The sequence below is a fragment of the Cellulosimicrobium sp. So1_17 genome (assembly GCF_055181235.1).
In genome coordinates this window covers 2,859,911-2,883,591 of record NZ_CM143702.1, presented here as the reverse complement: position 1 = coordinate 2,883,591, position 23,681 = coordinate 2,859,911, and the positions used below count along the sequence as shown (strand labels likewise).

The following is a 23,681-nucleotide window of genomic DNA, read 5'->3' as shown; positions in this document are numbered from 1 at the left end:
TCGCGAGGTGTGGGTGCCCCGCACTACCTTCCCCGCCATGGACCACGACACGTTCTGGGCGCTCGTCGACGAGGCCCGCAGCCGTGCCGGCGCAGGCGCGGACGACCGCGGCGCCGACGACGACCCGCTCCCCGACGCCCTGACCGGCCTTCTCGTCGAGAGGCTCGGCGCGGACGAGATCCTCACGTTCGCCGCCGCCGCCGACGACGTGACGGACGCCGCCTACGGGTGGACGGTGTGGGGCGCCGCGTACGTCGTCGAGGGCGGGTGCAGCGACGACGGCTTCATGGACTTCCGAGACGGGCTGATCCTCGCAGGGCGCGGGACGTTCGAGCGGGTGGTCGCCGACCCGGACTCCCTCGCCGACCACCCGACGGTCGCCGCGATGGCGGGCGGCGGGCCGGCATGGTTCGGGTTCGAGTCGCTCGACGGGCTGGTCGGCGACGCGTGGTCCCGGGCGTCGGGGGAGGACGACGAGGCGTACTACGCCGCGCGCGACGCCTCGTCGCACGAGGGCTCCAGCTCGGAACCGTGGGGCGAGAGCTGGGACTTCGACGACGACGGCGAGAACGCCCGTCGGTTGCCCCGGCTCACCGCGCTCTTCCACGCCTGAGCGTCGAGCGTCACGAGCCGAACGGGAACCTCCCCGCCGGGTCGTACGCCGCGCGCACCGACCGCAGGCGCGCGGCCGTCTCGGGTGACCACGCGCGGGACAGGGTCTCGTCGGTCCACGGCGCGGGGAGGAAGTTGACGTTCGTCTCGCTCGCCGCCCACGGCGCCGACCACTGCGCGAGCGCGGCGGCGCTCGCCACCATGTCCGGGACGCGCGGGGGGTTCACGCCGACGAGGCCCAGCAGGTACCCCGCGGTCCGGCCGCCGGCGGCCGACCCGCCCTCGACGTCGCGCGTCGCCGCGCCGCCGAGATGGCGCACCTCCGCGGCGAGGAACGGCGACGAGCTCGACGGCCCGTACTCGGCGAGGAAGCGCGCCACGAACGCGTCGTCGAGCGTCCGCAGCGCCGTGCCGGAGACCCACGACGGCCCGGCGTCCTCCGGGTCGGCATGGATCGACGCGACGGCGGTCGTCGGGATCGTCGTGATCGTGTCGGCCAGCGCGGGTGCGAGCGCGCGCAACGGCGCGGCGATCCGCTCGCCCTCTACGGCGTCGCCCGGGAAGGCGAAGCGGAGCGTGAGGACGTTCTTCCCGCGCAGCGGCTCCGGGATGAACGGCAGGTCCGGCAGGGCGAGCAGGACCACGGACGTCGAGACGTCGTCGGGGGCCGTCGCCGTCCAGGCCGCCCAGCCGCGGAACACGTCCTCGACGTGCTCGGCGTCGAACGTCAGGGAGCCCGCGTAGAGGGACGCGAGCGGCGCGAGCTCGAGGTCGAGCCGGGTGACGACCCCGAGACCGCCCTTGCCTCCCCGCAGCGCCCAGAAGAGATCGGGCTCGGAGTCGGCGCCCGTGTCGACGACCGACCCGTCGGCGAGGACGACCCGGAAACCGCGCACCCAGTCCGTCGTGAGGCCGTGGCTGCGCACGAGCGGCCCGAACCCACCGCCGAGCGTGTAGCCGACGACGCCCACGTGCGTCGACGAGCCGGTGACCGGCGCGAGGCCGTGCTCGCCCGCCGCGTCGACCACCGCCTGCCAGCGCGTGCCGGCGCCGATCCGGGCGACGCGGGTCGCCGGGTCCACCTCGACGCCGGCCAGGCCCTCGGTCGCGACGACGACGCCGTCGGTCACGGGCCACGCGGCACCGTGCCCGGTCGCGTGCAGTCGGACCGGCAGGTCGTGGGCGGACGCGAACCGGACCGCCTCGACGACGTCGGCCTCCGTGTCCGCGACGACCACGACGGCCGGGTCGTGCACGACGAGCGTGCTGTGCGCGGCGACGGCCTCCGCCGCGGACGGGCCGCCGTCGGGCGCCTCGCCCCGGACGAGGACCACGCCGGTGACGCGCGTGCGGAGGTCCGCGACGGCGTCGGGCGACGGGGTGGTCGTGGTGGCGGTCTCGGTGGGCGTGCTCTCGGGCATGGTGTTCCCCTCGGCTCCTGGCGGATCTCGTGGCGCCGGGTCGGCGTCACCCCCCTCTGACGTGCGGGAGGCGCAGGATGTGACACGCGGCCGCACGAGGTAGAGGGAGGGGGGACGAGGGCGTTCGTGCCACGTCCGAGGGATGAAGTGTCCCGAGGTCAGCGTGCGGCGACCGGGTGCGTGGTGTCCCGGCTCGGTACGTCCTGCCGGACCCCGGCGAGGCGGGCGAGACGCCGCCCGAGCTGCGGGCGGTGACCTGTGACCGCCACGGCGAAGAGGAAGGTCACGACCAGGCTCATGACGACGAGCTCGCCCCCGTCCTCGATCGTCGTGAGCACGAGGTCGAGCGTCACGATGCCCAGGAGCGCGCTGTGCACGGCGTCGATCACGACGCCGAACAGGACGAGCACACCGAAGAGCACCATGAGCATCGCCGAGACCGCGCGCCACTCCGACGACGCCCGGGCGTGCGCCACGCCCACGACGACGACGGCGACGACGCCGACCGCGGCCATCCACACCATCTCGCCGACATGGGTGCTCATCGCTCCGAGCTCCGGCAACCTGCTCCCGATGACCACGCCGTAGTGCTCGTGCAGCTGGAGCCAGTCGTCGGCGAGGAAGTACCCGCACACGAGGGCCCACGCGCCGAGCACCGCCGTGCGGGCTCGCACGGCCAGCAGCAGCGCGAGGGCGCCCGCCCACAGGGTGTGCACGTACTGGAAGAACTCGCCGTAGCCGCGGTCGATGCCGAGGTCGAACGTGTACCCGGACGGCTCTCCCACCGTCTTGAGGGAGACATGGAGCGCGATGAGCGTCAGGTCGGCCAGCAGCAGCAGGCCGAGCAGACCCGCTGCCGAACGGTCCCGAAGACCGAGTGCGCTCGTGACGGGACGGTCATTCTCACGGTGGGCCATCGGGTCGTCCTCACGTCGCGTACGTCGGTCGCGGGCCGGCCTGGTTCCCCAGGGCGTCGAGCACGCGCTGCACGGACGACCCCAGGCCCCAGCGCTCGGTGAGGGTTTCGAGCGCCCCGGGGTCGGCCGGCGTGGCGGGGATCGCGTCGTCGACGTCGCCCACGGGGGCGTCGCGCGCGACCTGGACCACCAGGGGGGCGACGGCGAGGTAGTCGGCCGCCTCGGTGAGCCGACGGCGCTGGGTCGCGGTGAGCCCGCCGTCGCCCGCGTCGCGCGCGGCGAGCACCCCGGCGAGGTCGCCGAACCGGTCGAGCAGGGCGACGGCGGTCTTCTCGCCGATGCCCGGGACGCCCGGGAGCCCGTCGCTCGGGTCGCCGCGCAGCACGGCCATGTCCGCGTACGCCGCCCCCGACGGCAGCCCGTAGCGCTCGGCGAGCCGCGCCTGGTCGACGACGTCGAGGTTCCGCACGCCCTTCGTCGGGTAGAGGATGCGCACGCCCGCGGCGTCGTCGACGAGCTGGAACAGGTCCCGGTCGCCCGTGACCACCTCGACGCGGGCGCGGTCGGTGCGGCCGACGGGCGTCGTCGGGGTCCCGCCCGACGCGGCGGCGCGCGCGACCTCGCGTGCGGTGAGCGTGCCGATGACGTCGTCCGCCTCGTAGCCGGGGGAGCCGACGCGCGCGATCCCCAGCGCGGCGAGCACCTCGACGATCACGGGGACCTGGGCGAGCAGCTTCTCGGGGACCTCCTCGACGCCCGTCGTGCCCGGCTCCTCGCGCGCGACCCGGTGCGCCTTGTACGACGGGATCGCCTCGACGCGGAACGCCGGACGCCAGTCGTCGTCCCAGCACGCGACGAGGCGCGAGGGGCGCCGGTCGGCGACGAGCGTCGCGATCATGTCGAGCAGGCCCCGGACCGCGTTGACGGGCGTGCCGTCGGGCGCCTTGATCGAGTCGGGCACGCCGAAGAACGCCCGGAAGTACAGGCTCGCGGTGTCCAGCAGGAGGAGGTCCGTGCCTGGCGGTGTCGGCTCCGCGGTGTTCTCCGTGCTCTCGGTCATGCGGCCATCCTGCCGCACCCCACCGACGCTGCGCCGATGAGCGAGCGGCGTCCCGGCGGTCGACCCTGGGAGAGCCGGCACCCGAGCCGGCCCGTGCACCAGGAGGCACCATGCTCGACAAGGCGTTCAGCGGGTTCTCGGTCGACGACGTCGGCGCGGCCCGGGGCTTCTACGGCGACGTGCTCGGGCTGCCCGTCCGGGGCGACGACATGCTCTGGCTCGACGTGCCCGGCACGACGGGGGTCCTCGTGTACCCGAAGGGCGAGGCGCACGAGCCGGCGTCGTACACGGTCCTCAACTTCCCCGTGCGCGACGTGCCCGCCACGGTCGCGGCGCTGCGCGAGCGCGGTGTCGCGTTCGAGCGGTACGAGGGCACGCCCGTCGAGACGGACGACGACTTCGTGTTCCGCGGCGGCGGCCCGCTCATCGCGTGGTTCCGCGACCCGGCGGGCAACGTGCTGTCGGTGATCCAGGACGACGACGCGTAGGCGCGGGTCACCTGCAGGGATGCAGGACCGGTCGAGAGACACGTAGCCTGGGGCCCGACAGGTCGCCGCAGGGGGCGGTGACCTCGAGCAGGGGGGCCTCTCATGTCAGTTCCTTCGTCGCGCCTTCGGCGCGCATCAGCACTCGCGGTCGTCCCGGTCGCCGTCCTCGCGGCCGGTGCACTGGTGTGGCAGAGCTCGACCGCAGCGTTCACCGCGACCACACGCAACGCGGGCAACTCGTGGAGCACCGGACAGGTGGTGCTGACCGACGACGACGCCGGTCGCGCGGGTTTCACCGAAGCGAACCTCGTCCCGGGCGAGACCGGGCAGCGGTGCATCGTGGTGACGTCCGGGTCGAACGTGGCCGGCGAGGTCCGCGCCTACATGGAGAACCTGTCGACGTCGGCGCAGGGCCTGGAGAACTACATCGAGTTCCAGGTCGAGCGGGGCACCGGCGGGTCGTTCGAGAGCTGCGACGGATTCGAGCCGGTCCCCGGCGCGCTGCCGCCCGCCTCGCTCGTCGACCTGGTGGCGAACAACTACGACTACGCGACCGGCGGGGCCGCCTGGGAGACGACGGGGACACCCGGCGAGTCGATGACCTACCGCGGCACGTGGACCTTCGACACCACGGGACTGACCCAGCAGCAGGTCGACGCGCTGCAGGGCGCGCAGGTCTCGGTCGACCTCGTGTGGGAGCTGCAGAGCGACGAGGCGCCCACGACCTGAGCCTGACCCGCGTCCGGACCGGTGCACCGCAGTCTCCGCTCCGCCGTCCCGGCGGCCTTCTCCCGGGACGGCTGGGCGGCGCTGTGCCTGGGCGTCCTGGCCGAGGTGTTCCTCGTCCTGACGCTCGCGCTCACGACGGTCTCACTCGTGCCTCTCGCCTTCGGCTGGCACGGGTCCGTCGTCCAGACCGGGTCGATGCGACCGCACATCGACCCGGGAGATCTCGTCCTCCTGACCGATCTCCCGACCGACTCGCCCGTCCCGGTGGGTGGCGTGGTGCAGTTCCGCACGCCCGCAGCCGCCGAGCCGAGCGGGGAGAGCGGGTCCCGGCTCCACCGCATCGTCGCGTCCGGGGAGGAGGAGGGCCGGTGGGTCACCGCGGGTGACGCGAACCCGACGGTCGACAGCAACCAGATCACGCGGAACCAGATCACCGGGCAGGCGCGACTGCTCGTGCCCTGGGTCGGCCTGCCCAGCCTGTGGATCGCGCACGGCAGGCTCGGGCTCGTGGCGCTGTGGGGCATCGTGACGCTCGCGGCGTTCCTCGTCGTCGCCTGGTGGTGGCCCGAGCGCGTCCCACGACCCGGCGCCCGCCCGAACACGACGTCGTCCCCGTCGACGCCGGGTGGGCCCAGCCGCCGCTCGGCGTTGGCCGCGCTCGTGGTGCTGGGGCTCGGTGCCGTGGTGACCGCACGGGGGGAGCCGGTGACGGCCGCGTTCACGGCGCGCACCGTCAGCACGGGCAACATGTTCCGCGTGGCGACCGCCGCTCCGCTCCGGCTCGGGCGCGCCGCCACCTACACCGTCCTCGCCGCCACGCGCGTCGCGAACCTGGCGTTCCTCGGCATCGGCAGCTCCATCACCGGCGACGTGGCGGTCTCGCCCGGCTCCACGGTCTCGGGCTTCTGGCCCTGGGACGTCTCCGGAACCATCGAGCGGAACACGGTGGCAGCCCGCAACGCGCGCGACGACGCGCTCGCCCTCGCCGCCGCGATCGACGCCCGCGCCACGACGGTCAACCTGCCGGCGACCGTGACCGGGACGTTCTACCCCGGCGTCGGGCGACGCTCCGGTGCCGTCCAGATCACGCAGACGCTCACGCTCGACGCGCGAGGCGACACGAGCGCCGTCTTCGTCCTCTCCGCGACGGCGATCACGCTCGCCGCCAGCGCACGCGTCGTCCTGCGGAACGGCGCGTCCGCGGATCGCGTCTTCTTCCGCGGCACCTCGGGCATCACCATCTCCGACACCGCGACCGCTCGCGGCACGTTCCTCGCCGACGGCGACATATCGCTCGGACGCGACGCGGCCCTCACGGGCAGGGCCCAGTCGCTGCACGGCGCGGTGGTCCTGACGCGCGCGACGGTGGCGCACCCGTGACCCTCCGCGCCCGGCCGGCGGTCAGGTCCGACCGAGCCCTTCCTCGCGCGCGGCGACGATCGCCGCGGCACGGTCGCGCGCCCCGAGCTTGGTGAGCACGTTGGTCACATGGTTGCGGACGGTCTTGGGGCTCAGCACGAGCCGGCGTGAGATCGCGGTGTTGTCGAGCCCGGCCGCGACGAGGTCGAGCACCTCGCGCTCGCGGTCGGTGAGCTGCGGGAACGGCACGCGCACGGCCGACCGTCCGCCGACGACGTACGCCATCGCGCGGTCGGCGACCGCCGGGCCGAGGATCATCGCGCCGTCGGCGACGGCACGGACCGCGCGCTCGATCTCACCAGGGCTCGCGGACTTCACGAGGTACCCGCGTGCGCCCGCGCGGACGGCCGCGACGACGACGTCCGCGTCCTCGTGCATCGTCACGACGAGCACCCGGACCTCCGGGCGGGCGCGCACGAGCTCGCGCGTCACCTCGACGCCGGACCCGTCGCCGAGGTCGACGTCCATGAGCACGACGTCGGCCGTCACCTCAGGCCCACCGGATGTGCCGCGCACACCTGCCGCCTGCCCGTCGTACCGCGCGTCGTGGGGCGGCGCGGCGAGCCCCAGCACGGTGCGCGCCTCGGCGGCGCCGGCCGCGTGCCCGACCACACGCACGCCGTCGAGCGAGTCGAGCAGCGCGACGAGCCCGAGCCGGAACACGGGGTGGTCGTCGACCACGACGACGTCGATGCTCACGGCACGACCTCCCCGGCGACGATCCCCGCAGCGGCGGTACTGCCGGCGGCGGTGCTGCCGGCGACGGTGCGACCGGCGGGGGCGTGGCCCACGACGGCGCGGCCCGGCACCAGCGGCAGGACGGCGCGGACACGCGTCCCCGGCCGGGCGCCGTCGGGCGTCGCGGTGGTCACGGCCACCCTCCCGCCGAGCTCCTCCGCACGCTCCCGCACGGACCGTGAACCCACGCCGGGCCGGGCGCCCGGCGTGATCCCGACGCCCTGGTCCTCGACCGTGACGACGAGGTCGTCGTCGCGCACCACGACCTCGAGGCGGCACTCGTCGACGCCCGCGTACCGCGCCGCGTTGACGACGGACTCGCTCGCGATCGCGTATGCGGCGGCCGCGACGCGGGAGTCGAGACCGGCGCACGGGTCGCACCGCACGTCGACGACGAACCCGGCCACGGCCTGGCGTCCGGCGAGCTCGCCGAGCGCGGCCTCGAGCCCGAGGTCGTCGAGCGACGGCGGCAGGAGGCTGCGCGAGAGGGCGCGCACGTCCTCGACGCGCTGCTCGGCCTCGGCACCGAGCGCGTCGAGGATCGCTGCCGCGGCCGCCGGGTCGGTCTCCAGCACGTTGCGCGCGCCCTGCAGGCCGAGGCGCAGCCCGGTGAGCCAGGGCCCGACGCCGTCGTGCAGCTCGCGCCGGATGACGCGCCGCTCGGCGAGCCGGGCGCGCGTCGTCGCGTCGCGCGCGGCCTCGAGCTCGCGCGCACCCTGCGCGAGCGCGAGCCCGGCACCGAGAACGGGCAGGAGCTGGTCGAGCGCGTCGTCCGTCCGCGCGTCGAGCCGCTCGCCGGCGCGGGGCACGACGTGCACCCGGCCGATCGCCCGGCCACCGTGCTCGATCGACCGGACGGCAGCGCGCCGGCCGGCGTCGGCAGGGTCGCCGGAACCGGAGCCGGAGCGGGCGACGGGCGTGACGGGCCACTCGATCGTCACCGACTCGAGCCGCAGCGCCTCGCGCACGCCGCTCGCGAGGCCCGCGACCAGCTCGTCGGCGGTCGACGCTGCCGTCAGGCGGCGTCCCACGCTCAGCGCCGCGCGGCCCGGGTCGCGGCCGTCGCCGTACACGAGCACGCGCACCCGACGTCGCAGCCACGCGTGCAGGGGCTGGACCACGAGGGCGACGCCCACCGCGGCGACGACCTGCGCCGCCGGGCCGTCGACCACGGTCGCGGCCACGATGACCACCGCGCCGTAGACGACCGCGAGCCCGACGGCGAGCATCGCGGCGACCGTCGCGCGCGACAGCACGAGGTCGATGCCCCAGAGCCGGTTCCGCAGCACGCACACGAGGATCGCGGCCGGGAACATCGCCTGGCACGCGAGGTGCGTGAGGGGCAGCGCGAGGATCACGTCCGGGTTCGCCCACGTGCCCAGCAACGGGAGGAACGAGAGCGCCATGAGGGCCGTCCCGAGCGCGAGGAGCCCGAGCCCGCGCCGGTCCTCCACCGGTCCGCGGCGCCACCGCCACGCCGTCGCGCCCGCGGTGACGAGCCCGACGACCACGACGGCGGCGATCGCGGGTCGCGGGTCGTCGGTGGGGGCGAGGAGGAAGTACCCGATCGACGCGGCGCCGGCGGCCACGCCGCACCAGCTGCCGATCCCGAGGCGCCCCGAGCGCACGAACCACGGCACGAGGACGAACAGGCCGATCGTCCCCGGGACCCAGGCCCAGCCGTAGGCGTCGGCGAGCGGGGTGAGCGGGGGGAGCGCCGGATGGGTCGACGCGTAGCTGCGCCAGCCGCCGCCCAGCGCGGCGACGCCCCCGCCGACGGCGGCGACGGCGGTGAGCCACCCGACGACGTGCGGCCGGCGCGCGAGGATCACCGCGGCGACCGTGCCGTAGACGATCGCGACCGTCGCGTCGACGACGACGAACAGCAGGTCGCCGAGGAACAGCGGGACTCCCGACGTGAGCTGCAGCAGGAGCGCGGACGTGCCGAGGAGCCAGGCGAGAGCTCCCACGGCTCCGCCGAGGAACCAGCGCGTGCGGGGCATCCCGGCGCGGCCGGGCCCAGGACCGGCCACGAGCCCACGGTAGGGCTGCGGCATGCGCGGCGACCAGACCTCGGCGGGGAGATCACCCGGCGTCGGGCGTCGCCGAGATCGGCCCTCCGGCCCGAGATCGGCACGAGGAGCCGCCGATCTCGGGCCGAGCTGCCGCACTCGACGCGTCCTGCCGATCTCGCTCGGGGTGCTCAGCGCCGGTCCCCGAGCGCGAAGCCGAGCGCGGTGACGACGAGCCACACCGGCCCGACGAAGCCGGCCATGTACTGCAGCGGCGAGATGCCCGTGAGGAGCGTGAGCCCACCGAGCACGACACCGACCACGCCGATCCACCGCGGGGCCGCGCCGTGCCGCAGCGCCGCGACGCCGAGCGCGACGCCGGTCACGCCCGCGCCGACCCACAGCCACGGGATGGTGGCGACCCAGTCGCTGTAGAACGCGCCGGACTCCGGGACGATGAGGTCGGGCTCGGCGAACCCGAACATGAACTGCGTGTCCAGGCCGGAGCCGAGCAGCCCCGCGACGGACACGAGCACGAGCCCCCACCCGGCGACCGTCGGCAGGAGCGAGCCCGCAGGGGCCTGGGCGTCGAGGCGCCGGCGCAGGCCTGCGGCGAACACCAGCACGAGCAGCGCGCACACGATCGTCGCGGTGTGGAAGACGAGCATCGTCCCCGTGCGGCCGGCGAGGTCCGCGACGATCGCGTCGGCGTCCCCGGCGGTCTCCTCCCAGTTCTGGCCGAGCCGCATGGACGACTCCATCGACACGAGGCCGAGGATCCCGGCGGCCAGCCCGGTCCACGCCCACGCGCGGGGCGTCGTGCGCGGTCGGCGTGTCGTGGTCGCCCCGAGGGGCGACGGTGCGGTGAGCGATCCGTCCTGCATGGAAGTTCCTCCCTGGTCCGGCGCGACCCTCGTCGCGCCACGGTGCTGACCGGGGAAGACTCGTGCGGGGAGCGTCCCGGGTCCCAGGGACCGGCGTCCCGACCTTCCGGGCGATCCGGTCGGACGACCTGGCCGGGCGATCCGACCGGGACGGGCGTCAGGAGTGCGCGGCGGCCCAGCGCTCGGCGTCGGTGACGGCCCTCTCGAGGCCCCCGAGGACCTCCGGGCTCGCGTCGACGACCGCGTCCTCGCCGAGCGCTGCAACCGTCCCCGTCCGCTCGAGCAGGGCGCGCATCGCGGGGGAGACGCCCACGAGGACGAGCCGGTTGCCCTGCTCGCGCAGCCGGGAAGCCGTGCGGTGCAGCAGGTCCATCACGGCCGACGACGGGATGTCGGGCAGGGTCCGGACGACGAGGAGGAGCACGGCACCGCGCGCGTCGTCGCCCCGCGGCAGGGTGCTCTCGATCCGCGGCAGCGCCGCGAAGAACGACGTCCCGGCGAAGTCCAGCACGGTGACCTCGCCGGACCGCAGGGTCGTGGGGATCTCGGTCGACGTCGACCAGCGGCCGTCGGCGCCGCGCCGCAGGAGGAGGAGGCGCGACTGGCGTGCCGCCTGCACGCAGTACAGGAGCAAGGACAGCACCGCTCCCAGCACGATGGCCTGCTGCAACGGGAGCTGCGTGGTCGCGAGGAACGTGAGGATCATCGCGGCGGAGGAGAGCGGTGACGTGCGGAGCACGAGGACGATCTCGCGGCGCTTCCCCCAGACGAGCTCGCCGCCGACCACGAGGATCAGCCCACCGATCACCGGCATGGGGATGAGCTCGGCGACACCTCCGAGGAGCACCACGACGAGGGCGAGGAACACGCCGCTGACGACGCCCGCCCACCGTGTCTGCGCGCCCGCCTCCGCCGCGACGCCCGTGCGCGACATGGACCCACCGCTGGGCAGGGCCTGGAAGAGCCCGCCCGCGACGTTGGCCCAGCCCTGGGAGCGGAAGTCGGCGTTCGCGTCGGAGCGCGAGCCGTCGGGGTTCGGCATCGACGGCGCGATGCTCGCCGCCTGGGCGAGGCCGACGAGCGCGACGGCGAACGCACCGCCCACGAGCGACGGGGCCACGGACAGGTCCGGCAGCGAGAGACCGGGCAGGGCCGCGGGGATCGCCGCGATGTCCGCCACCTGCTCGACCTCGACCCCGGCGACCACGACGACGACGCTCACGACGACCATCGCCACCAGCAGCGCCACCGGCACGAGCCGGCGCACGGATCGTGCGAGCGCCCAGACGACGACCGTCGCCACGGCGACGAGCGTCGAGGGGACGTCCCAGGCGCCGACGTGCACGACCCAGTCGCCGAGCTGGACGAGGCGGTTGTGACCTTGCGGGTCGTAGCCCGTCGCGTCCTCGAGCACGCCGGTGATGATCTGCAGGGCGATCCCCGTGGAGAAGCCGACCATCACCGCGTTCGAGACGAAGCTCATGACGGCGCCGAGACGCAGGACGCCGAGGAGCAGCATCGCGAGCCCGACCATGATCGTCAGCGTCGCGACGTTCGCCGGGTCGGTCGGGTCGAGCCCGACGCCGGCGAGCACGCTCTGCGACGTGAGGGCGATCGCGCTCGTGAGCGTCGTGATCATGAGCACCGTGCGTGCGGTGAGCGAGCCGACGATCGCGGGCACCACGCCCGCGTAGAGCCCGGCGACCGGGTTGAAGCCCGCGATCGAGGCGTACGCCATCCCCTCGGGGATCGAGAAGAGGCCGGTGACCATGCCGGACACGACGTCCGAGCGCTTCGGGCGCCCGACGTGGCGTCCCAGCCGGCGCAGCGGAGTGCCGTCGGGCTCGGACGCGGGCGTGGGCTCGCCGGCGGGCATGGGAGCGGGGTCGGTCACGCGGTCCTCCGTCGACGGGCGGTGCTACGGGCGGGGCGCGAGCGCGGGGAACTCGCCGGCTCCCTCGGCGGGCGGGTCGACGCGGAGCGGGGGCATCGAGCGCGCGGCGAGCCAGAGCGGCACGATCGCGAGGCACAGGACCGGGAGGAGGCGGGCGTCCCCGACGACGACGGCGGCCATGAAGAGGGCGAGCCAGCCGTCGCGGCTCACGACGATGACCGAGCCGAGGACCGCGGACGAGACGGCGACGGCGGCCGGCACGGCCGGGACCAAGGACGTCGCGGCGAGGCCGATCGCTACCCCGATGAAGACTGTGGGGAAGATGCGCCCGCCGCGGAACCCCGCCCCGGCGGCGACGACGAGCGCGGCGAGCTTGACGAGCGCCATGAGCAGGATGGCGGTCCAGGCGAGGTCGTCCGCCTCCGCCGAGAGCTCCTTCATCTCCTCCAGGCCCTTGAACAGCGTGAGCGGTCCGCCGACGACCCCGAGCAGCCCGAGGACGAGGCCGCCGGCACCGAGGGCCAGCACCGGGCTCCGCAGCCGGTGGAACGTGCGGTGGACCACGGGGAAGGCGAGCACGGCGAGCAGCGTGAGCCCGGCGGCGACGATCCCGACCACGATCGCCCCGACCAGGTCCCCCGGCTGGACCCCGGGATACGCGGGGAGGTCGATCTCGAAGGTCGGGGTCTCGAAGACGACCATGGTCATGGCGCCCGCGCCCGCGGCGACGATCGGGGCGAACAGCCGGTCGAACAGCGGCCCGGACCGGTCCCCGCGCTCGGCGAACGTCTCGGTGAGCACCAGCGCGGCGGCGAGCGGCGTCGCGAACATCGCCCCGATGGTGCCCGCCATGGCGAGCCCGACGGCGCCGTTCACCGGGACCCCGAGCCGGGGCCGGCACAGCAACCAGACGGCGATCGCGACGTTGATCGCGATGATCGGGTTCTCCGGCCCGAGGCTCACGCCGCCGGCGAGGCCGAGGACGAGCGCGACGGCGAGGCCCGGCAGGGTCCGCATCGGCAGGGGGGCGGCGACGAGGTCCGCCGTGGCCGGGTCCACCCCCGCGTGGCCGGGCGCCCACCGGACGGTCGCCCCCACGAGCAGCCCCGTGACCGTGAGGACCAGGACCGTCCACCACGTCTCCGTCGTCGTGACGCCCCAGGCGTCGGGCAGCCGGTCCCACACGAGGTGCTGGATCCATGTCGCGAGCGAGGACAGCGCGACGAGGGTGACCGCGCTCAGGGCGCCGACGACGAGGGACGGGAGGACGAGCGACAGGAGGTGCCGCGTGGACAGCGGGCGCGCGGGCGGTCCGCCCGGCGGATCCGCCGGCACGTCCTCCGACCTGTCGGTCGGTCCACCCGTCGGCGCGTCCGTCGGCACACGGGAAGGGAACCACGGGCCCGGACGAGGTGCATCCGGAACCGCGCGCAGCGGCGTCGCTCCGGTGGCGGTGCCCCGACCCCCGCCATAGCGTCGACTCGCCGCGCACCGGCACGTCCGGGCCCCGCGGCGGACGCACGACGACAGCCGGACGACATCGACGGAAGAAGGCACGACGTGGCAACCCTGACCGTGTGGAAGTTCGACACCCCCGACGGTGCGGAGCGGCTGGAGGAGGCTCTCCTCGCGCTGCAGAAGCAGGAGCTCATCCAGGTGCAGGACGCGGCGACCGTCTCCTGGGAGGAGGGGAAGAAGAAGCCGAAGACGCGGCAGGGCAACAGCACGACGGCGGCCGGTGCGCTGGGCGGCACGTTCTGGGGGATGCTCTTCGGGCTGATCTTCTTCATCCCCCTGATCGGAGCGGCGATCGGTGCCGCGTCCGGCGCGATCGCCGGGGCGCTGACCGACGTCGGGATCGACGACGACTTCATCGACTCGGTCCGCAGCAACGTGACGCCCGGGACCTCGGCCCTGTTCGTCCTCACGTCCGGCGCGGTGCTGGACCGTGTCCACGACGCGCTGCAGGCGCAGGGCATCCACGGCGAGCTGATCCAGACCAACCTGTCCGCCGACGAAGAGGCGAAGCTCCGGGCCGCCTTCGACGAGAACGCCTGAGCCGGCCGGGACCGGGGAGCTCGCCGTGGGAGCCGCGATCGGCCAGTCGTTGCCGGTGGCCGTCGGCGTGATGATCAGCCCGCTGCCGATCGTGGCCGTGGTGCTCATGCTCACCAGCGGGAAGGCGAGGGCGAACGCCGTCGCGTTCCTCCTGGGCTGGTTCGTCGCCGTCGGGGGCGTGGCGCTCGTCGTCGCGCTCCTGGCGGGGTCGGCCGCGCCGGACTCCGGCGGTCCCGCCGGATGGGTCGCGTGGGTCAAGATCGTGCTCGGCCTGCTGCTCCTGTTCGTCGCGGTGCGACAGTGGCGGGGGCGTCCGCGCGGCGACGTCGAGCCGCCCGCCCCGAGGTGGATGGCCGCGATCGACTCGTTCACGCCCGTCAAGGCGCTCGGGCTCGCCGTGCTGCTCGGTGCGGTCAACCCCAAGAACCTGCTGCTCGCGGTGTCGGGCGGCGCGGCGATCGGGTCCGCCGCGGGCGGCGACGTCGCGGTGAGCATCACCGCGGCGGTCGTGTTCGCGCTCGTGGCGAGCCTCGGCGTCGCCACACCCGTGGTCATCTACGTGTCGATGGGCACGCGGGCGGCGGCGCTCCTCGACGGGCTCAAGTCGTGGCTGATCCACAACAACGCCGTGGTCATGGCCGTCCTGCTGCTCGTCATCGGCGCGAAGATGATCGGCGACGGCATCACCGCTCTCTGACGGGCCGCCGGCGGACGGCAGTCGGCTACTCGATGCCGTCCGCCCGGCGCTCGTCGATCGTCCGTGCGGCCTCCTCGGCCGCGCGGCGGTTCGCGCGGCGACGTTGGGCGACCCCGCCGTCGCCGTCGCGGTGCCGCCTGCGCGGTGCCGCGTCGTCGCCGCCCTCCTCGCCGGGGTCGTGCAGGAGGTGCGAGTCGATGAGCTCGTGCCGCTGGAGGTACGTGTTCGCGACCGCCTGGATCGTGGCGGCGATGGGGAGCGCCAGGAACGCGCCGAGCGCCCCGAACACGGCGCCGAACGCGAGCACGACGACGAAGCTCACCGCGGGGTTCATCTCGAGCGCGCGCGCGGACACCTTGGGCGAGAAGTACAGGTTCTCGAGCTGCTGGTAGCCGATGATGAACGCCAGCACGGCGAGGGCCTGCGGCATCCCCTGGGACGTGAGCGCGACGGCGACGGGGAGGGCGCCGCCGATGTAGGTGCCGATCGTCGGGACGAACTGCGACACGACGCCCGTGAACACCGCGAGGGGGAGCGCGTACGGCGTGCCCACGATCAGCAGGAACACGAGGGTGAACACGCTCGACAGCGCGGCGAGCACGATGCGCGAGTTGATGAAGTCGGAGACCTTGACCTGCGTGATCTCCCACAGCCGCAGCACCTCCTCCTGACGGTTCGGGGTGAGCCACCGGCAGACGCCGGCCCGGAACCGCGGCCCGGCGGCCAGCAGGTAGTAGGTGACGAGGAGGATCGTCAGCGACGCGAAGATGCCGCCGATGATCGTCGTCCCCACGAGCAGCGCCCCGGAGGCGACGTCCTGCCCGAACTGGTCGAAGGCCTCGCGCAACAGCTCGTCCGACTCGGGGACGATGACGTCGAACCGCTCCTCGAGGAACGTCCGGGCGTCCTCGTAGAGGGCCGGGATGGTCTGCACGAGCTGCACGAGCTGCTGGACGAACAGGTTCCCGAACAGCGCGAGCACGACGAGCACGACGACGATCGAGCCGATGAGCGACACGCCCGCGGCGACACCGCGGCGCCACCCGTGCCGGACGAGCCACACGACGATGGGCTCGAGCGCGAGGGCGATGAAGAACGCGATGAGGATGTTCACCCCGAGGCCCTGGAGCTGCCCCAGCGCGTACCAGGCGAAGACCGCCACGAAGACCGCGACCACGCCCATGACCAGTGCGCGAGGGATCCAGCGCGGTGGCCTGCGGGAGTCGTGCTGGACGGGCCGGGTGCCGTCGTCGGTCGGCTCCGACCAGGTGTCGTCCGGTGACGGGCTCGCCGACGGCGATGCGGGGATCGTCATGCCACGAACGTAGTGCCGGGCCCGCGGACGAGCATGCAGGACGCACCGGATGCCGAACCGCCCCATCGGTGCCACGATCGTCCCGCGCACGTCGGCGGCCGCAGGTCAGGGTCGCCGAGAGGTCCGAGAACCCTCGAGAGGTGACGGAATGGCACGGTCGTCGCAGGTGTCCGCATGGGTCGGCTGGATCTGGTTCGCGGGCATCGTGCTCGTCACGCTGGGTCTGTTCAACGCCATCAGCGGCCTCGTCGCGGTGTTCTCCCCGAACAGTCTCGTGGGGGTCACCGACCAGGGCGTCGTCGTGCTGGACGTCTCCACGTGGGGATGGATCCATCTCGTGATCGGGCTGCTCCTCGTCCTCACGGGCTTCGCGCTCCTCGCGGGCAAGGGCTGGGCGAGGTTCGTGGCGATCGTCCTCGTCGTCCTCAACGCCGTCGCGCAGTTCACGACCCTCCAGGTCACGCCCTGGTGGTCGATCGTGACGATCCTGCTCGACGTGTTCGTGCTGTGGGCCCTCGTCGTCCACGGCGACGAGGCCGAGCGCGCCGCTCGCTGACCGGGGCGCCACCGCCCCCTCGGCGTCCCGGACCCCGCGACCCGCCCGAACCCCGCACCCGAGCCCCGCACACCTCAGACACCGGGAGAACCCCTCATGGCCAGCTCCAGCTTCGGTCCCGTCGAGATCGTCGCGATCGCCTTCCCGTCCGACCGCATCCCGTCCGGCGTCCAGACCGCCGTCGCCGAGGTCCTCGCGGAAGGCACCGTCACGCTGCTCGACCTCGCCGTCGTGCGTCGGTCCGAGAACGGCGACGTCGAGTTCCTCGAGCTCACGGACCTCGGCGACGAGATCGAGATCACCGACGTCCAGCTCTCGAGCGCCGGGCTCGCCGGCGAGGAGGACCTCGACGAGGTGGCGGCCGGGCTCGCTCCCGGCACCTCGGCGCTCGTCCTCGTCGTGGAGCACACGTGGGCCCGGGGGGTCGTCGGCGCGGCCGCCGACGCCGGCGGTGTCGTCCTGTTCAGCGAGCGGATCCCCGCGGAGGTCGTCAACGAGGTCGCGGACCTCGCGCTCGCCGAGGACTGACGCGTCGCCCGGACGGACGACCTGACCCACCACCAGCCCGCACGTCACACCCGGAGGAGAACCACCATGCCCATCCGTCGTATGGGTCGTCCCGGCCTCATCGGGACCGCCGCCCGCACCGCCGTCATCGCCGGCACCGCCCAGGCCACCGCGGGCGCCGTCTCGCGCCGTCAGGCGAACCGCCAGCAGCAGTCCTGGGAGGCGCAGCAGGCCGCGGCGCAGCAGGAGCAGGCCCGGATCGAGGCGGCCGCTCAGCAGGCCGCCGCCCAGTACGCGCAGCCGGCCGCGGCCCCGGCCGCACCTGCCGCCCCGGTGTCCGGCGGGGACGACCTCCTGGCGCAGATCGAGCGGCTCGGCCAGCTGCACGCGTCCGGCGTGCTCAGCGACGCCGAGTTCGCCGCCGCCAAGGCCAAGCTCCTCGGTTGAGACCCGCACCCGAGACTCGCACCTGAGACCCGCACGCCCAAGGCCGTACCGAGCACGAGAGGACCGGAGGACACCATGGCGACCTTCACCGTCTGGAGCTTCGACACACCTGCGGGGGCCGACACGGCGTCGGGCATCCTGCACTCCGCCGCGTCGGAGGGGCACATCCGCCTCGTCGACTCCGCCGTCGTGACGTGGCCCGAGGGCGCGGACAAGCCGACGACACGCCACGGCCACCAGGACACGTGGCGCGGCTCCGGCTGGGGCGCGTTCTGGGGGCTGCTCCTCGGGACGATCTTCTTCATCCCGCTGATCGGCGCTGCCGCCGGCGCGGCGATCGGGGCCGCGTCGAAGGCCATGGCCGCCGTCGGGATCGACAAGGACCAGATGGAGCGGATCCGCGAGGGTGTGACCCCGGGAACCTCCGCGCTGTTCGTCGTCACGGAGGACGGGGACCTCGACGCCGTCGGCGAGCGGTTCCACGGGGTGCACGGGAAGCTCATCGCCACGAACCTCACCGAGGGAGAGCGTCAGACGCTCCTCGAGACGTTCGACTGACGGCCCCCGCGCCGGTCACGAGTCGAGGCGCGGAGGCAGACCGAAGAGCGGGAACCACGCGGCCGTGTCGAGGAACGCGTTGATCTCCACGACGCGGCCGCCCCGGGTCTCGATCACCTGCAGCGCCCACGGCTCGTACCCACCACCCTCGGCGCGGCGGTACTGGCCGAAGCCGAACGTGCCGTTCACCGCGACCGGGATCAGGCGCGAGCCCTCGCACTCCCACCCCGGGCCCACCATCCAGCGGACGATGTCGTCCGTGCCGCGCATCCACAGCGGGTACGGCGGCATGGAGAGCGTGGCGTCGGCGTGCAGGATCGCGACGAGCGCGTCCATGTCGTACCGCTCGAACGCGTCGAGGTAGCGCTCGAGCAGCAGCTTCTCCTCGTCCCCGAGGGCCTGCTCGTCCCCGGGGACGTTCCCGGCGACGTCGGCCGGCCCGGCCGGCCCGTCGCCGCCCGTCCGGTCGGAGTCGTCGTCGACCCCCGCGCTGCTCCAGTGCGCCCGGGCCGCCATCGTGGCACGGGCCCGCTGCAGCGCGCTGTTGACCGACGCGACCGACGTGTCGAGCAGCTCGGCCACCTCGCTGGCCTGCCAGCGCAGGACCTCGCGCAGGAGCAGCACGGCGCGCTGCTTCGGGGGCAGGTACTGCAGCGCGGCGACGAACGCGAGGCGGATGCTCTCGCGGCCTACGGCCACCTGGGCAGGGTCGCCGTCGTGCGGGAGCACGCGGTCGTCGGGCACGGGCTCGACCCACGTCTCCTCGGGCAGGACCTGGCCCAGGTTCTCGACCTCGGCCGGCTGCGGACCGCCGAGGCCCATCGGGCGCTCGCGGCGCTTGCGGGCACCGAGGGCGTCGAAGCAGACGTTCGTCGCGATCCGGTAGAGCCACGAGCGCAGGCTCGAGCGGCCCTCGAAGCGGTCGTAGGAGCGCCAGGCGCGCAGCAGCGTCTCCTGCACCGCGTCGTCGGCCTCGAAGGCCGAGCCGAGCATCCGGTAGCAGTAGCCCGTGAGCTCGCGGCGGTAGCCGTCGAGGACGACGTCCAGCTCCTCGTGGGCGGGCAGCGGGTTCGCGGGACGTGGCGCGAGGGATCCCTCCACCGTGTCGACGGGGGTGACGAGGTCGGTCATGGCGAGCTGCCTCTCCGAGTGCGGGTGGGGGCGTCCGGGCCGGATGTGGTCCACGCCACACGCTACCCGGCGCTCCTGACACAGCACAGGGTGGGTCAGTCGGTCGTCGCGAGCTCGAACCAGACGGTCTTGCCCTCGGCGTCGGCGTCGACCCCCCAGCGCAGCGCGCACCGCTCGAGGAACTGCACACCGCGACCACCCGTCTCGTGCGGCTCGGGCGACCTCAGACGGGGCCGCTCGGTCGACCCGTCCCGCACGCCGATCCGCACGACCCGGTGCCCCACCTCGACGGTCGCCGCGACCGGAGCCCGTGCATGCTGGACGGCGTTCGTGAGGAGCTCGCTCGTCAGGAGCATCGCGACACGACGGACCGACGGCGCGACGTCGCAGCTCTCCAGCACGTCGTCGACCCAGCGCCGGGACCGGCCGATCGCGGTCGACGTGTGCGGGACGTCGCGACGCACCGTCGCCGGTCGGCCCGGGCGCGGCAGGTGCGGCATCGTGTGCCGGACGCGCAGGGCCAGCACCGCGACGTCGTCCCGCTGGGAGCCGGCGACGAGCCGGCGCACGAGCGCGTCCGGGAGCGCCGACGTCGAGACGCCGGCCTGGTCGGCCAGGGCCTCGCGCAGGCTCGCGAGCCGGTCCCCGTACGACGTGCCGCGCCGCTCGACGAGACCGTCGGTGTACAGCAGGAGCGTGTCGCCGGGCAGCAGGCGCGTGCGGTGGTCGTGGCGGGCTGCGCCCGGCAGGACGCCGAGCATCAGGTCGGGTGCGGCGTCGAGCGTCTCGACCTCCCCGTCGGCGCGCAGGACGAGAGGAGCGGGGTGGCCCGCGTTGGACCACACGACGTCGAACCCGCGAGGGGTGCGGTCCAGCCGCGCGACGACGGCGGTGCCGCTCGCGTGCAACGACAGGCCGCGGTTCGCCCGGTCGAGCAGGCGGAGCAGGGTGGCAGGCGGCTCGTCCTGGCACCAGGCGAAGGTGCGCAGCATCGACCGGAGCTGCCCCATCTGGGCCGCGGCGCGCATGTCGTGGCCCGTGACGTCGCCGATCATCAGGACGCACGCGTCGTCGTCGATGACCACCGTGTCGTACCAGTCCCCGCCGACCTGGTCCGTGCGCGTCGCGGACGCGTACGTCGCGGCGAGCTCGACGCTCCGCATCTCGGGCAGCGCCGTGAGCATCGCGGCCTGCAGCGTCGTCGCGACGCGGTGGCGCTCCTCGAGCAGGCGGACCCGGTCGAGCGCGTGGCCCACGTACGTGGCGACGGTGGTCTGGGTCTTCACCGCGTCGTCGTCGAACTCCTGCGCCGAGTCCCAGGCGAGGGCCACCACGCCGAGCAGCGTCGTGGCGGAGAAGACCGGGAGGAAGCAGCGCGCCTCGACGCCGTCGGCCGCGATCATCGCCGCAGCCTCCGGGAACGTCGCGGAGTACGTGGCGTGGTCCCGGAAGAAGAGGGGCTCGCGCGTGCGGGCGGCGACGCTCGCACCGCGCGCCTCGTCGAGGCGCATCCGCCGGAAGGTGCGCGGCACGCCGGGCTCCAGGTGGTCGAGCGTCGTGTAGGTGAGCCGGACGCCGGCCGGGTCGAGCGTCGCGAGGCCCGCGTACCGCGCCCCGATCCCGGCGCCGACCGCCGCGAGCCGTTCCGCGACGTCGCCCACGGACTGCGCGGAGGCGAACGTCTCCGACAGGTCGAGCAGGAGCCGCGACCGCCGGTTCGCCGTGAGGGCGACCCGCTGCATCCGGCGTGCGCGCTCGCGTGCCACCCGCAGCCGCAGCTCCGACGTGCACGCGGCCGCCAGGTCTGCGAGCGTCGCGAGGTCGGCGTCGGTCCAGGGCCGTGGCCGTCCGTCGATCGCGCAGAGCGAGCCCACGGCGCGTCCCCGCGGGTCGAAGATGGGGAACCCCGCGTAGGCGACGACGCCCAGGTCGTGGATCGCGCCGTTGTCGGCGAGGTGGGGCACGACCCGCGCGTCCGCGACGACGAGCGGCTGCGTGTCGTCCACGACGTACTGGCAGAACGAGTGGGTCAGCGGGGTGCGCCGGCGGCTCTGGTACGGCTCCGGGAGACCGAGGGCGCCGGGGAAGACCTGCTCGTCCTCGAGGACCAGGGACACGAGCGCCGTGGGCACTCCGAGCTGGCGCTGCACCAGGCGCGCGAACCGGTCGAACGACTCGTCCGCCGTCGGTCCGGCGAGCCCCGCCTCGACGAGCTCGCGGATCGCCTGCGCCTCGGTCATGACTCAGTATGGCCAGGACCCGGGCCCTGCGGCAGGGCGAACGGCGCGAACCGGACGGGGACGGGTGGGTGAATTCGGGCAAGAGCAGCGAACCGCCGCGCCGGACGGAACCCTCGGGGGCTTCGCTGCGTGTTCTCCTCGTGAGACGACGATCCGGGACCTGCCGATGAGCGCCGAGCGCGTGGAGATCCTGCTCGACCTCGGCGAGGGAGCGGCGGCCACGCCCGGGGACGACGAGGTCGACGTCGTCCTGCACACCCGGCGCACGCGTGACGAGGAGTTCGCGGCGTTCATGCGCGAGGCCCGTGAACCTCTGCACCGCATGGCCTACCTGCTCTGCGGCGACCGGCACCGCGCCGAGGAGCTCACGCAGCAGGCGTTCGAGAGGACCTACCGGGCCTGGCCACGGGCTCGTACCGGGGAGCCGATCGCATACGCCAGGCGGGTGCTCGCGAACCTGCGCGTCGACTCGTGGCGACGCACGCGGCGCGAGGTGCTGTCCGGCCCCGACGAGCTCGTCCACGACGAGACGGCCCGCAGGAATCGTGTGGCGGACGGGACGGAGACCGTTGACGATCGCGACGCCGTCGTCCGGGCGCTGCTCGTCCTGCCCCTGCGCCAGCGCCGCGTCGTGGTCCTGCGCCACCTGCTCGACCTGTCCGAGCGCGAGGTCGCCGAGGAGCTGGGCATGCCCGTCGGCACCGTGAAGTCCACCGCGTCGCGCGCGCTAGCCCGGCTGCGCGTCGAGCTGTCCGCCGACCCCACCGGAGGTGCTACGCCATGAAGCCCGAACGTCCAGGTCCGGTGCCGCACGAGCCCTTGGACGAGTTCCTCGTTCGCCTGCGACGCTCCGCCGACGCGGCCGTCCCCGAGTCGCGTCTCGACCTCGACGTCTCCTTTCGCACGAGCCGCCGCAAGGCCCGCGCGCGGCGCGCGCTCACCGTGACGGCGTCGGCCTTCGCCGTTGCAGGCGTGGGAACCGCCGCGGCTGTGGGCGCCCCGGCGCTGTCCGGGCTGGCCGAGTACCTGCTCGTCGCGGACGCGCCGTACGAGGTCGTCGTGCCCGAGGCGACGACGGTCGATGTCGCGCCGGGCGTCGTCGCGGTGAGCGAGCCGGCCGCCTACCTGCGCGACGACGGCACGTACGTCCTCGATCTCGGTCTCGGCGCGTGGAACGACGGCGAGCGGTTCCTCGCGGAGGTGGAGGTGGGAGGGCCCGTCGGGCGGTCCCTGTCGACTCTGCGCGTCGTCGCAGGCGATGACGCCGACCTCGCGGCGCTCCGGCAGGGCGACGATGACGCGGGGACCGTCGTGCTCGACGGCTTCACCAACGGTTCGCTCATCCTGGACGCCGGGACCGGCGAGAGCGTCTATTTCGGCCTGGACGGGATGTCGTCCGAGAGGCCCGGGTCCGACGGGCGGTCGACGTGGCTGGTCCTCGCGGGCCAGGCGACGGACGCGACGGGGGAACGGGTCACGTCGGTCGAGGTACCCACGACTCGTCTTGGCGACCTGGTGATGGTCGCCGCCCGACTTGGTGCGGACGGCGTCGACCTCCCAGAGCTCCGCGGTCACGTCTCCGTCGGTCCGGGCGGACAATCCTTCGCGGACTGTGCTGACGGCGTCGAGGCGGTGCCCGAGGGGGAGGAGAGGACCCGGGGATGCCGCGCGGTCTACGACGCCGAGCACCGCACCGTGACCGAGGTCGCTGCGCCGTCGGGTGTGCTGGACAACCCGGTGATGGACGGCCTCCGTGGCCTTCTCCCCCGAACCCCCGACCGCGCGCCGCACGATCCGGCGCTCCTCGTCGCATGCCTCGCCGCGCGAGGGTTCGACGAGCCGGCGGGAGACGACGCCGTCTTCGGGACCATGCCCGACGGGGCCGAAGGCGACGCGTGGCGACAGTGCCACCTCGACGTGACGGCCGTCGTCGGAGAGTGGTACGTGGCGCACGCCGACGAGATCGAGGGCGAGATGCTGACGAGCGGCTGGGACTGA

The 23,681-nt window shown here is 74.1% G+C and carries 23 protein-coding genes; 12 read left to right on the top strand and 11 right to left on the bottom strand.

From position 1 onward, the window contains the following. Positions 1-37: 37 nt before the first annotated feature. Complete coding sequence (locus ACZCLJ_RS12630) at positions 38-613, top strand: DUF4240 domain-containing protein (protein WP_463103948.1); 576 nt, start codon at positions 38-40, stop codon at positions 611-613. A gap of 10 nt (positions 614-623) precedes the next feature. Here the strand turns inward: ACZCLJ_RS12630 and ACZCLJ_RS12625 are convergent, their stop codons facing one another. The 3 genes from ACZCLJ_RS12625 to ACZCLJ_RS12615 form a co-directional block, all read right to left on the bottom strand. Beyond that, positions 624-2,033 carry an FAD-binding oxidoreductase gene (locus ACZCLJ_RS12625; RefSeq protein WP_463103947.1) on the bottom strand — a complete coding sequence of 470 codons (1,410 nt, stop codon included), beginning with the start codon at positions 2,031-2,033 and terminating at the stop codon, positions 624-626. 158 nt (positions 2,034-2,191) lie between these two features. Continuing rightward, positions 2,192-2,950: a hypothetical protein gene (locus ACZCLJ_RS12620; RefSeq protein WP_463103946.1), complete on the bottom strand. Its 759-nt coding sequence runs from the start codon at positions 2,948-2,950 to the stop codon at positions 2,192-2,194. Between the two features lie 10 nt (positions 2,951-2,960). Continuing rightward, positions 2,961-4,010, bottom strand: a complete 1,050-nt coding sequence (locus ACZCLJ_RS12615) for a 5'-3' exonuclease (RefSeq protein ID WP_463103945.1) — start codon at positions 4,008-4,010, stop codon at positions 2,961-2,963. Between the two features lie 110 nt (positions 4,011-4,120). On the opposite strand from ACZCLJ_RS12615, the gene ACZCLJ_RS12610 reads away from it, so the two are divergent. From ACZCLJ_RS12610 to ACZCLJ_RS12600, 3 genes are all read left to right on the top strand, one after another. Continuing rightward, positions 4,121-4,498 carry a VOC family protein gene (locus ACZCLJ_RS12610; protein WP_463103944.1) on the top strand — a complete coding sequence of 126 codons (378 nt, stop codon included), beginning with the start codon at positions 4,121-4,123 and terminating at the stop codon, positions 4,496-4,498. A gap of 102 nt (positions 4,499-4,600) precedes the next feature. Beyond that, entirely contained in the window at positions 4,601-5,227 is a 627-nt protein-coding gene (locus ACZCLJ_RS12605) for a hypothetical protein (RefSeq protein ID WP_251151936.1), read from the top strand. 21 nt (positions 5,228-5,248) lie between these two features. Next, positions 5,249-6,607: an ice-binding family protein gene (locus ACZCLJ_RS12600; RefSeq protein WP_463103943.1), complete on the top strand. Its 1,359-nt coding sequence runs from the start codon at positions 5,249-5,251 to the stop codon at positions 6,605-6,607. Between the two features lie 21 nt (positions 6,608-6,628). Here the strand turns inward: ACZCLJ_RS12600 and ACZCLJ_RS12595 are convergent, their stop codons facing one another. The 5 genes from ACZCLJ_RS12595 to ACZCLJ_RS12575 all read right to left on the bottom strand — a co-directional run bounded on the left by ACZCLJ_RS12595 (position 6,629) and on the right by ACZCLJ_RS12575 (position 13,509). Then, the gene (locus ACZCLJ_RS12595) at positions 6,629-7,345 is read right to left on the bottom strand and encodes a response regulator (protein WP_463103942.1); all 717 of its coding nucleotides are present in this window, start codon (positions 7,343-7,345) and stop codon (positions 6,629-6,631) included. Next, entirely contained in the window at positions 7,342-9,417 is a 2,076-nt protein-coding gene (locus ACZCLJ_RS12590) for a sensor histidine kinase (RefSeq protein WP_463103941.1), read from the bottom strand. The genes ACZCLJ_RS12595 and ACZCLJ_RS12590 overlap by 4 nt, the downstream gene beginning before the upstream one ends. 170 nt (positions 9,418-9,587) lie before the next feature. After that, positions 9,588-10,280 (bottom strand): hypothetical protein, encoded by a 693-nt coding sequence (locus ACZCLJ_RS12585; protein ID WP_463103940.1) that lies wholly within the window; start codon positions 10,278-10,280, stop codon positions 9,588-9,590. Between the two features lie 157 nt (positions 10,281-10,437). After that, a complete protein-coding gene (locus tag ACZCLJ_RS12580) occupies positions 10,438-12,174 on the bottom strand; it encodes a SulP family inorganic anion transporter (RefSeq protein ID WP_463103939.1) in 1,737 nt (578 codons plus the stop codon). Between the two features lie 24 nt (positions 12,175-12,198). Then, positions 12,199-13,509: an ion channel protein gene (locus ACZCLJ_RS12575; protein WP_463103938.1), complete on the bottom strand. Its 1,311-nt coding sequence runs from the start codon at positions 13,507-13,509 to the stop codon at positions 12,199-12,201. Positions 13,510-13,734: 225 nt separating this feature from the next. Between ACZCLJ_RS12575 and ACZCLJ_RS12570 the strand changes: the two genes are divergently transcribed. Beyond that, positions 13,735-14,232, top strand: coding sequence for a DUF1269 domain-containing protein (locus ACZCLJ_RS12570; RefSeq protein ID WP_251151943.1), 498 nt, complete (start codon positions 13,735-13,737; stop codon positions 14,230-14,232). Positions 14,233-14,257: 25 nt separating this feature from the next. Beyond that, positions 14,258-14,929, top strand: coding sequence for a GAP family protein (locus ACZCLJ_RS12565; RefSeq protein ID WP_463103937.1), 672 nt, complete (start codon positions 14,258-14,260; stop codon positions 14,927-14,929). A gap of 25 nt (positions 14,930-14,954) precedes the next feature. Here the strand turns inward: ACZCLJ_RS12565 and ACZCLJ_RS12560 are convergent, their stop codons facing one another. Continuing rightward, positions 14,955-16,244: an AI-2E family transporter gene (locus ACZCLJ_RS12560; protein WP_463103936.1), complete on the bottom strand. Its 1,290-nt coding sequence runs from the start codon at positions 16,242-16,244 to the stop codon at positions 14,955-14,957. Positions 16,245-16,392: 148 nt separating this feature from the next. Here ACZCLJ_RS12560 and ACZCLJ_RS12555 point away from each other — a divergent pair, with 148 nt between their 5' ends. The 4 genes from ACZCLJ_RS12555 (at position 16,393) to ACZCLJ_RS12540 (ending at position 18,312) form a co-directional block, all read left to right on the top strand. Beyond that, positions 16,393-16,800: a DUF7144 family membrane protein gene (locus ACZCLJ_RS12555; RefSeq protein ID WP_251151946.1), complete on the top strand. Its 408-nt coding sequence runs from the start codon at positions 16,393-16,395 to the stop codon at positions 16,798-16,800. A gap of 96 nt (positions 16,801-16,896) precedes the next feature. Continuing rightward, positions 16,897-17,328: a DUF6325 family protein gene (locus ACZCLJ_RS12550; protein WP_251151947.1), complete on the top strand. Its 432-nt coding sequence runs from the start codon at positions 16,897-16,899 to the stop codon at positions 17,326-17,328. A gap of 66 nt (positions 17,329-17,394) precedes the next feature. Continuing rightward, the gene (locus tag ACZCLJ_RS12545) at positions 17,395-17,754 is read left to right on the top strand and encodes an SHOCT domain-containing protein (RefSeq protein ID WP_251151948.1); all 360 of its coding nucleotides are present in this window, start codon (positions 17,395-17,397) and stop codon (positions 17,752-17,754) included. Between the two features lie 75 nt (positions 17,755-17,829). Continuing rightward, positions 17,830-18,312, top strand: coding sequence for a DUF1269 domain-containing protein (locus ACZCLJ_RS12540; RefSeq protein ID WP_251151949.1), 483 nt, complete (start codon positions 17,830-17,832; stop codon positions 18,310-18,312). A gap of 15 nt (positions 18,313-18,327) precedes the next feature. On the opposite strand, the gene ACZCLJ_RS12535 is transcribed toward ACZCLJ_RS12540, so the two are convergent. Together ACZCLJ_RS12535 and ACZCLJ_RS12530 are read right to left on the bottom strand one after the other, a co-directional pair. Further along, a complete protein-coding gene (locus tag ACZCLJ_RS12535) occupies positions 18,328-19,443 on the bottom strand; it encodes a sigma-70 family RNA polymerase sigma factor (protein ID WP_463103935.1) in 1,116 nt (371 codons plus the stop codon). Between the two features lie 95 nt (positions 19,444-19,538). Beyond that, entirely contained in the window at positions 19,539-21,683 is a 2,145-nt protein-coding gene (locus tag ACZCLJ_RS12530) for a SpoIIE family protein phosphatase (protein ID WP_463103934.1), read from the bottom strand. 166 nt (positions 21,684-21,849) lie between these two features. Between ACZCLJ_RS12530 and ACZCLJ_RS12525 the strand changes: the two genes are divergently transcribed. Together ACZCLJ_RS12525 and ACZCLJ_RS12520 are read left to right on the top strand one after the other, a co-directional pair. Next, a complete protein-coding gene (locus ACZCLJ_RS12525; protein WP_463103933.1) occupies positions 21,850-22,467 on the top strand; it encodes a SigE family RNA polymerase sigma factor in 618 nt (205 codons plus the stop codon). Next, positions 22,464-23,681: a hypothetical protein gene (locus ACZCLJ_RS12520; RefSeq protein ID WP_463103932.1), complete on the top strand. Its 1,218-nt coding sequence runs from the start codon at positions 22,464-22,466 to the stop codon at positions 23,679-23,681. Before ACZCLJ_RS12525 ends, ACZCLJ_RS12520 begins: the two co-directional genes overlap by 4 nt.

Bases quoted from the DNA above. Each gene is read 5' to 3' on its own strand.
- ACZCLJ_RS12610 (WP_463103944.1), top strand. From the start codon at position 4,121: ATGCTCGACAAGGCGTTCAGCGGGTTCTCGGTCGACGACGTCGGCGCG.
- ACZCLJ_RS12555 (WP_251151946.1), top strand. From the start codon at position 16,393: ATGGCACGGTCGTCGCAGGTGTCCGCATGGGTCGGCTGGATCTGGTTC.
- ACZCLJ_RS12550 (WP_251151947.1), top strand. From the start codon at position 16,897: ATGGCCAGCTCCAGCTTCGGTCCCGTCGAGATCGTCGCGATCGCCTTC.
- ACZCLJ_RS12615 (WP_463103945.1), bottom strand. From the start codon at position 4,010: ATGACCGAGAGCACGGAGAACACCGCGGAGCCGACACCGCCAGGCACG.
- ACZCLJ_RS12525 (WP_463103933.1), top strand. From the start codon at position 21,850: ATGAGCGCCGAGCGCGTGGAGATCCTGCTCGACCTCGGCGAGGGAGCG.
- ACZCLJ_RS12535 (WP_463103935.1), bottom strand. From the start codon at position 19,443: ATGACCGACCTCGTCACCCCCGTCGACACGGTGGAGGGATCCCTCGCG.
- ACZCLJ_RS12540 (WP_251151949.1), top strand. From the start codon at position 17,830: ATGGCGACCTTCACCGTCTGGAGCTTCGACACACCTGCGGGGGCCGAC.
- ACZCLJ_RS12545 (WP_251151948.1), top strand. From the start codon at position 17,395: ATGCCCATCCGTCGTATGGGTCGTCCCGGCCTCATCGGGACCGCCGCC.
- ACZCLJ_RS12520 (WP_463103932.1), top strand. From the start codon at position 22,464: ATGAAGCCCGAACGTCCAGGTCCGGTGCCGCACGAGCCCTTGGACGAG.
- ACZCLJ_RS12585 (WP_463103940.1), bottom strand. From the start codon at position 10,280: ATGCAGGACGGATCGCTCACCGCACCGTCGCCCCTCGGGGCGACCACG.
- ACZCLJ_RS12630 (WP_463103948.1), top strand. From the start codon at position 38: ATGGACCACGACACGTTCTGGGCGCTCGTCGACGAGGCCCGCAGCCGT.
- ACZCLJ_RS12625 (WP_463103947.1), bottom strand. From the start codon at position 2,033: ATGCCCGAGAGCACGCCCACCGAGACCGCCACCACGACCACCCCGTCG.
- ACZCLJ_RS12560 (WP_463103936.1), bottom strand. From the start codon at position 16,244: ATGACGATCCCCGCATCGCCGTCGGCGAGCCCGTCACCGGACGACACC.
- ACZCLJ_RS12605 (WP_251151936.1), top strand. From the start codon at position 4,601: ATGTCAGTTCCTTCGTCGCGCCTTCGGCGCGCATCAGCACTCGCGGTC.
- ACZCLJ_RS12530 (WP_463103934.1), bottom strand. From the start codon at position 21,683: ATGACCGAGGCGCAGGCGATCCGCGAGCTCGTCGAGGCGGGGCTCGCC.
- ACZCLJ_RS12620 (WP_463103946.1), bottom strand. From the start codon at position 2,950: ATGGCCCACCGTGAGAATGACCGTCCCGTCACGAGCGCACTCGGTCTT.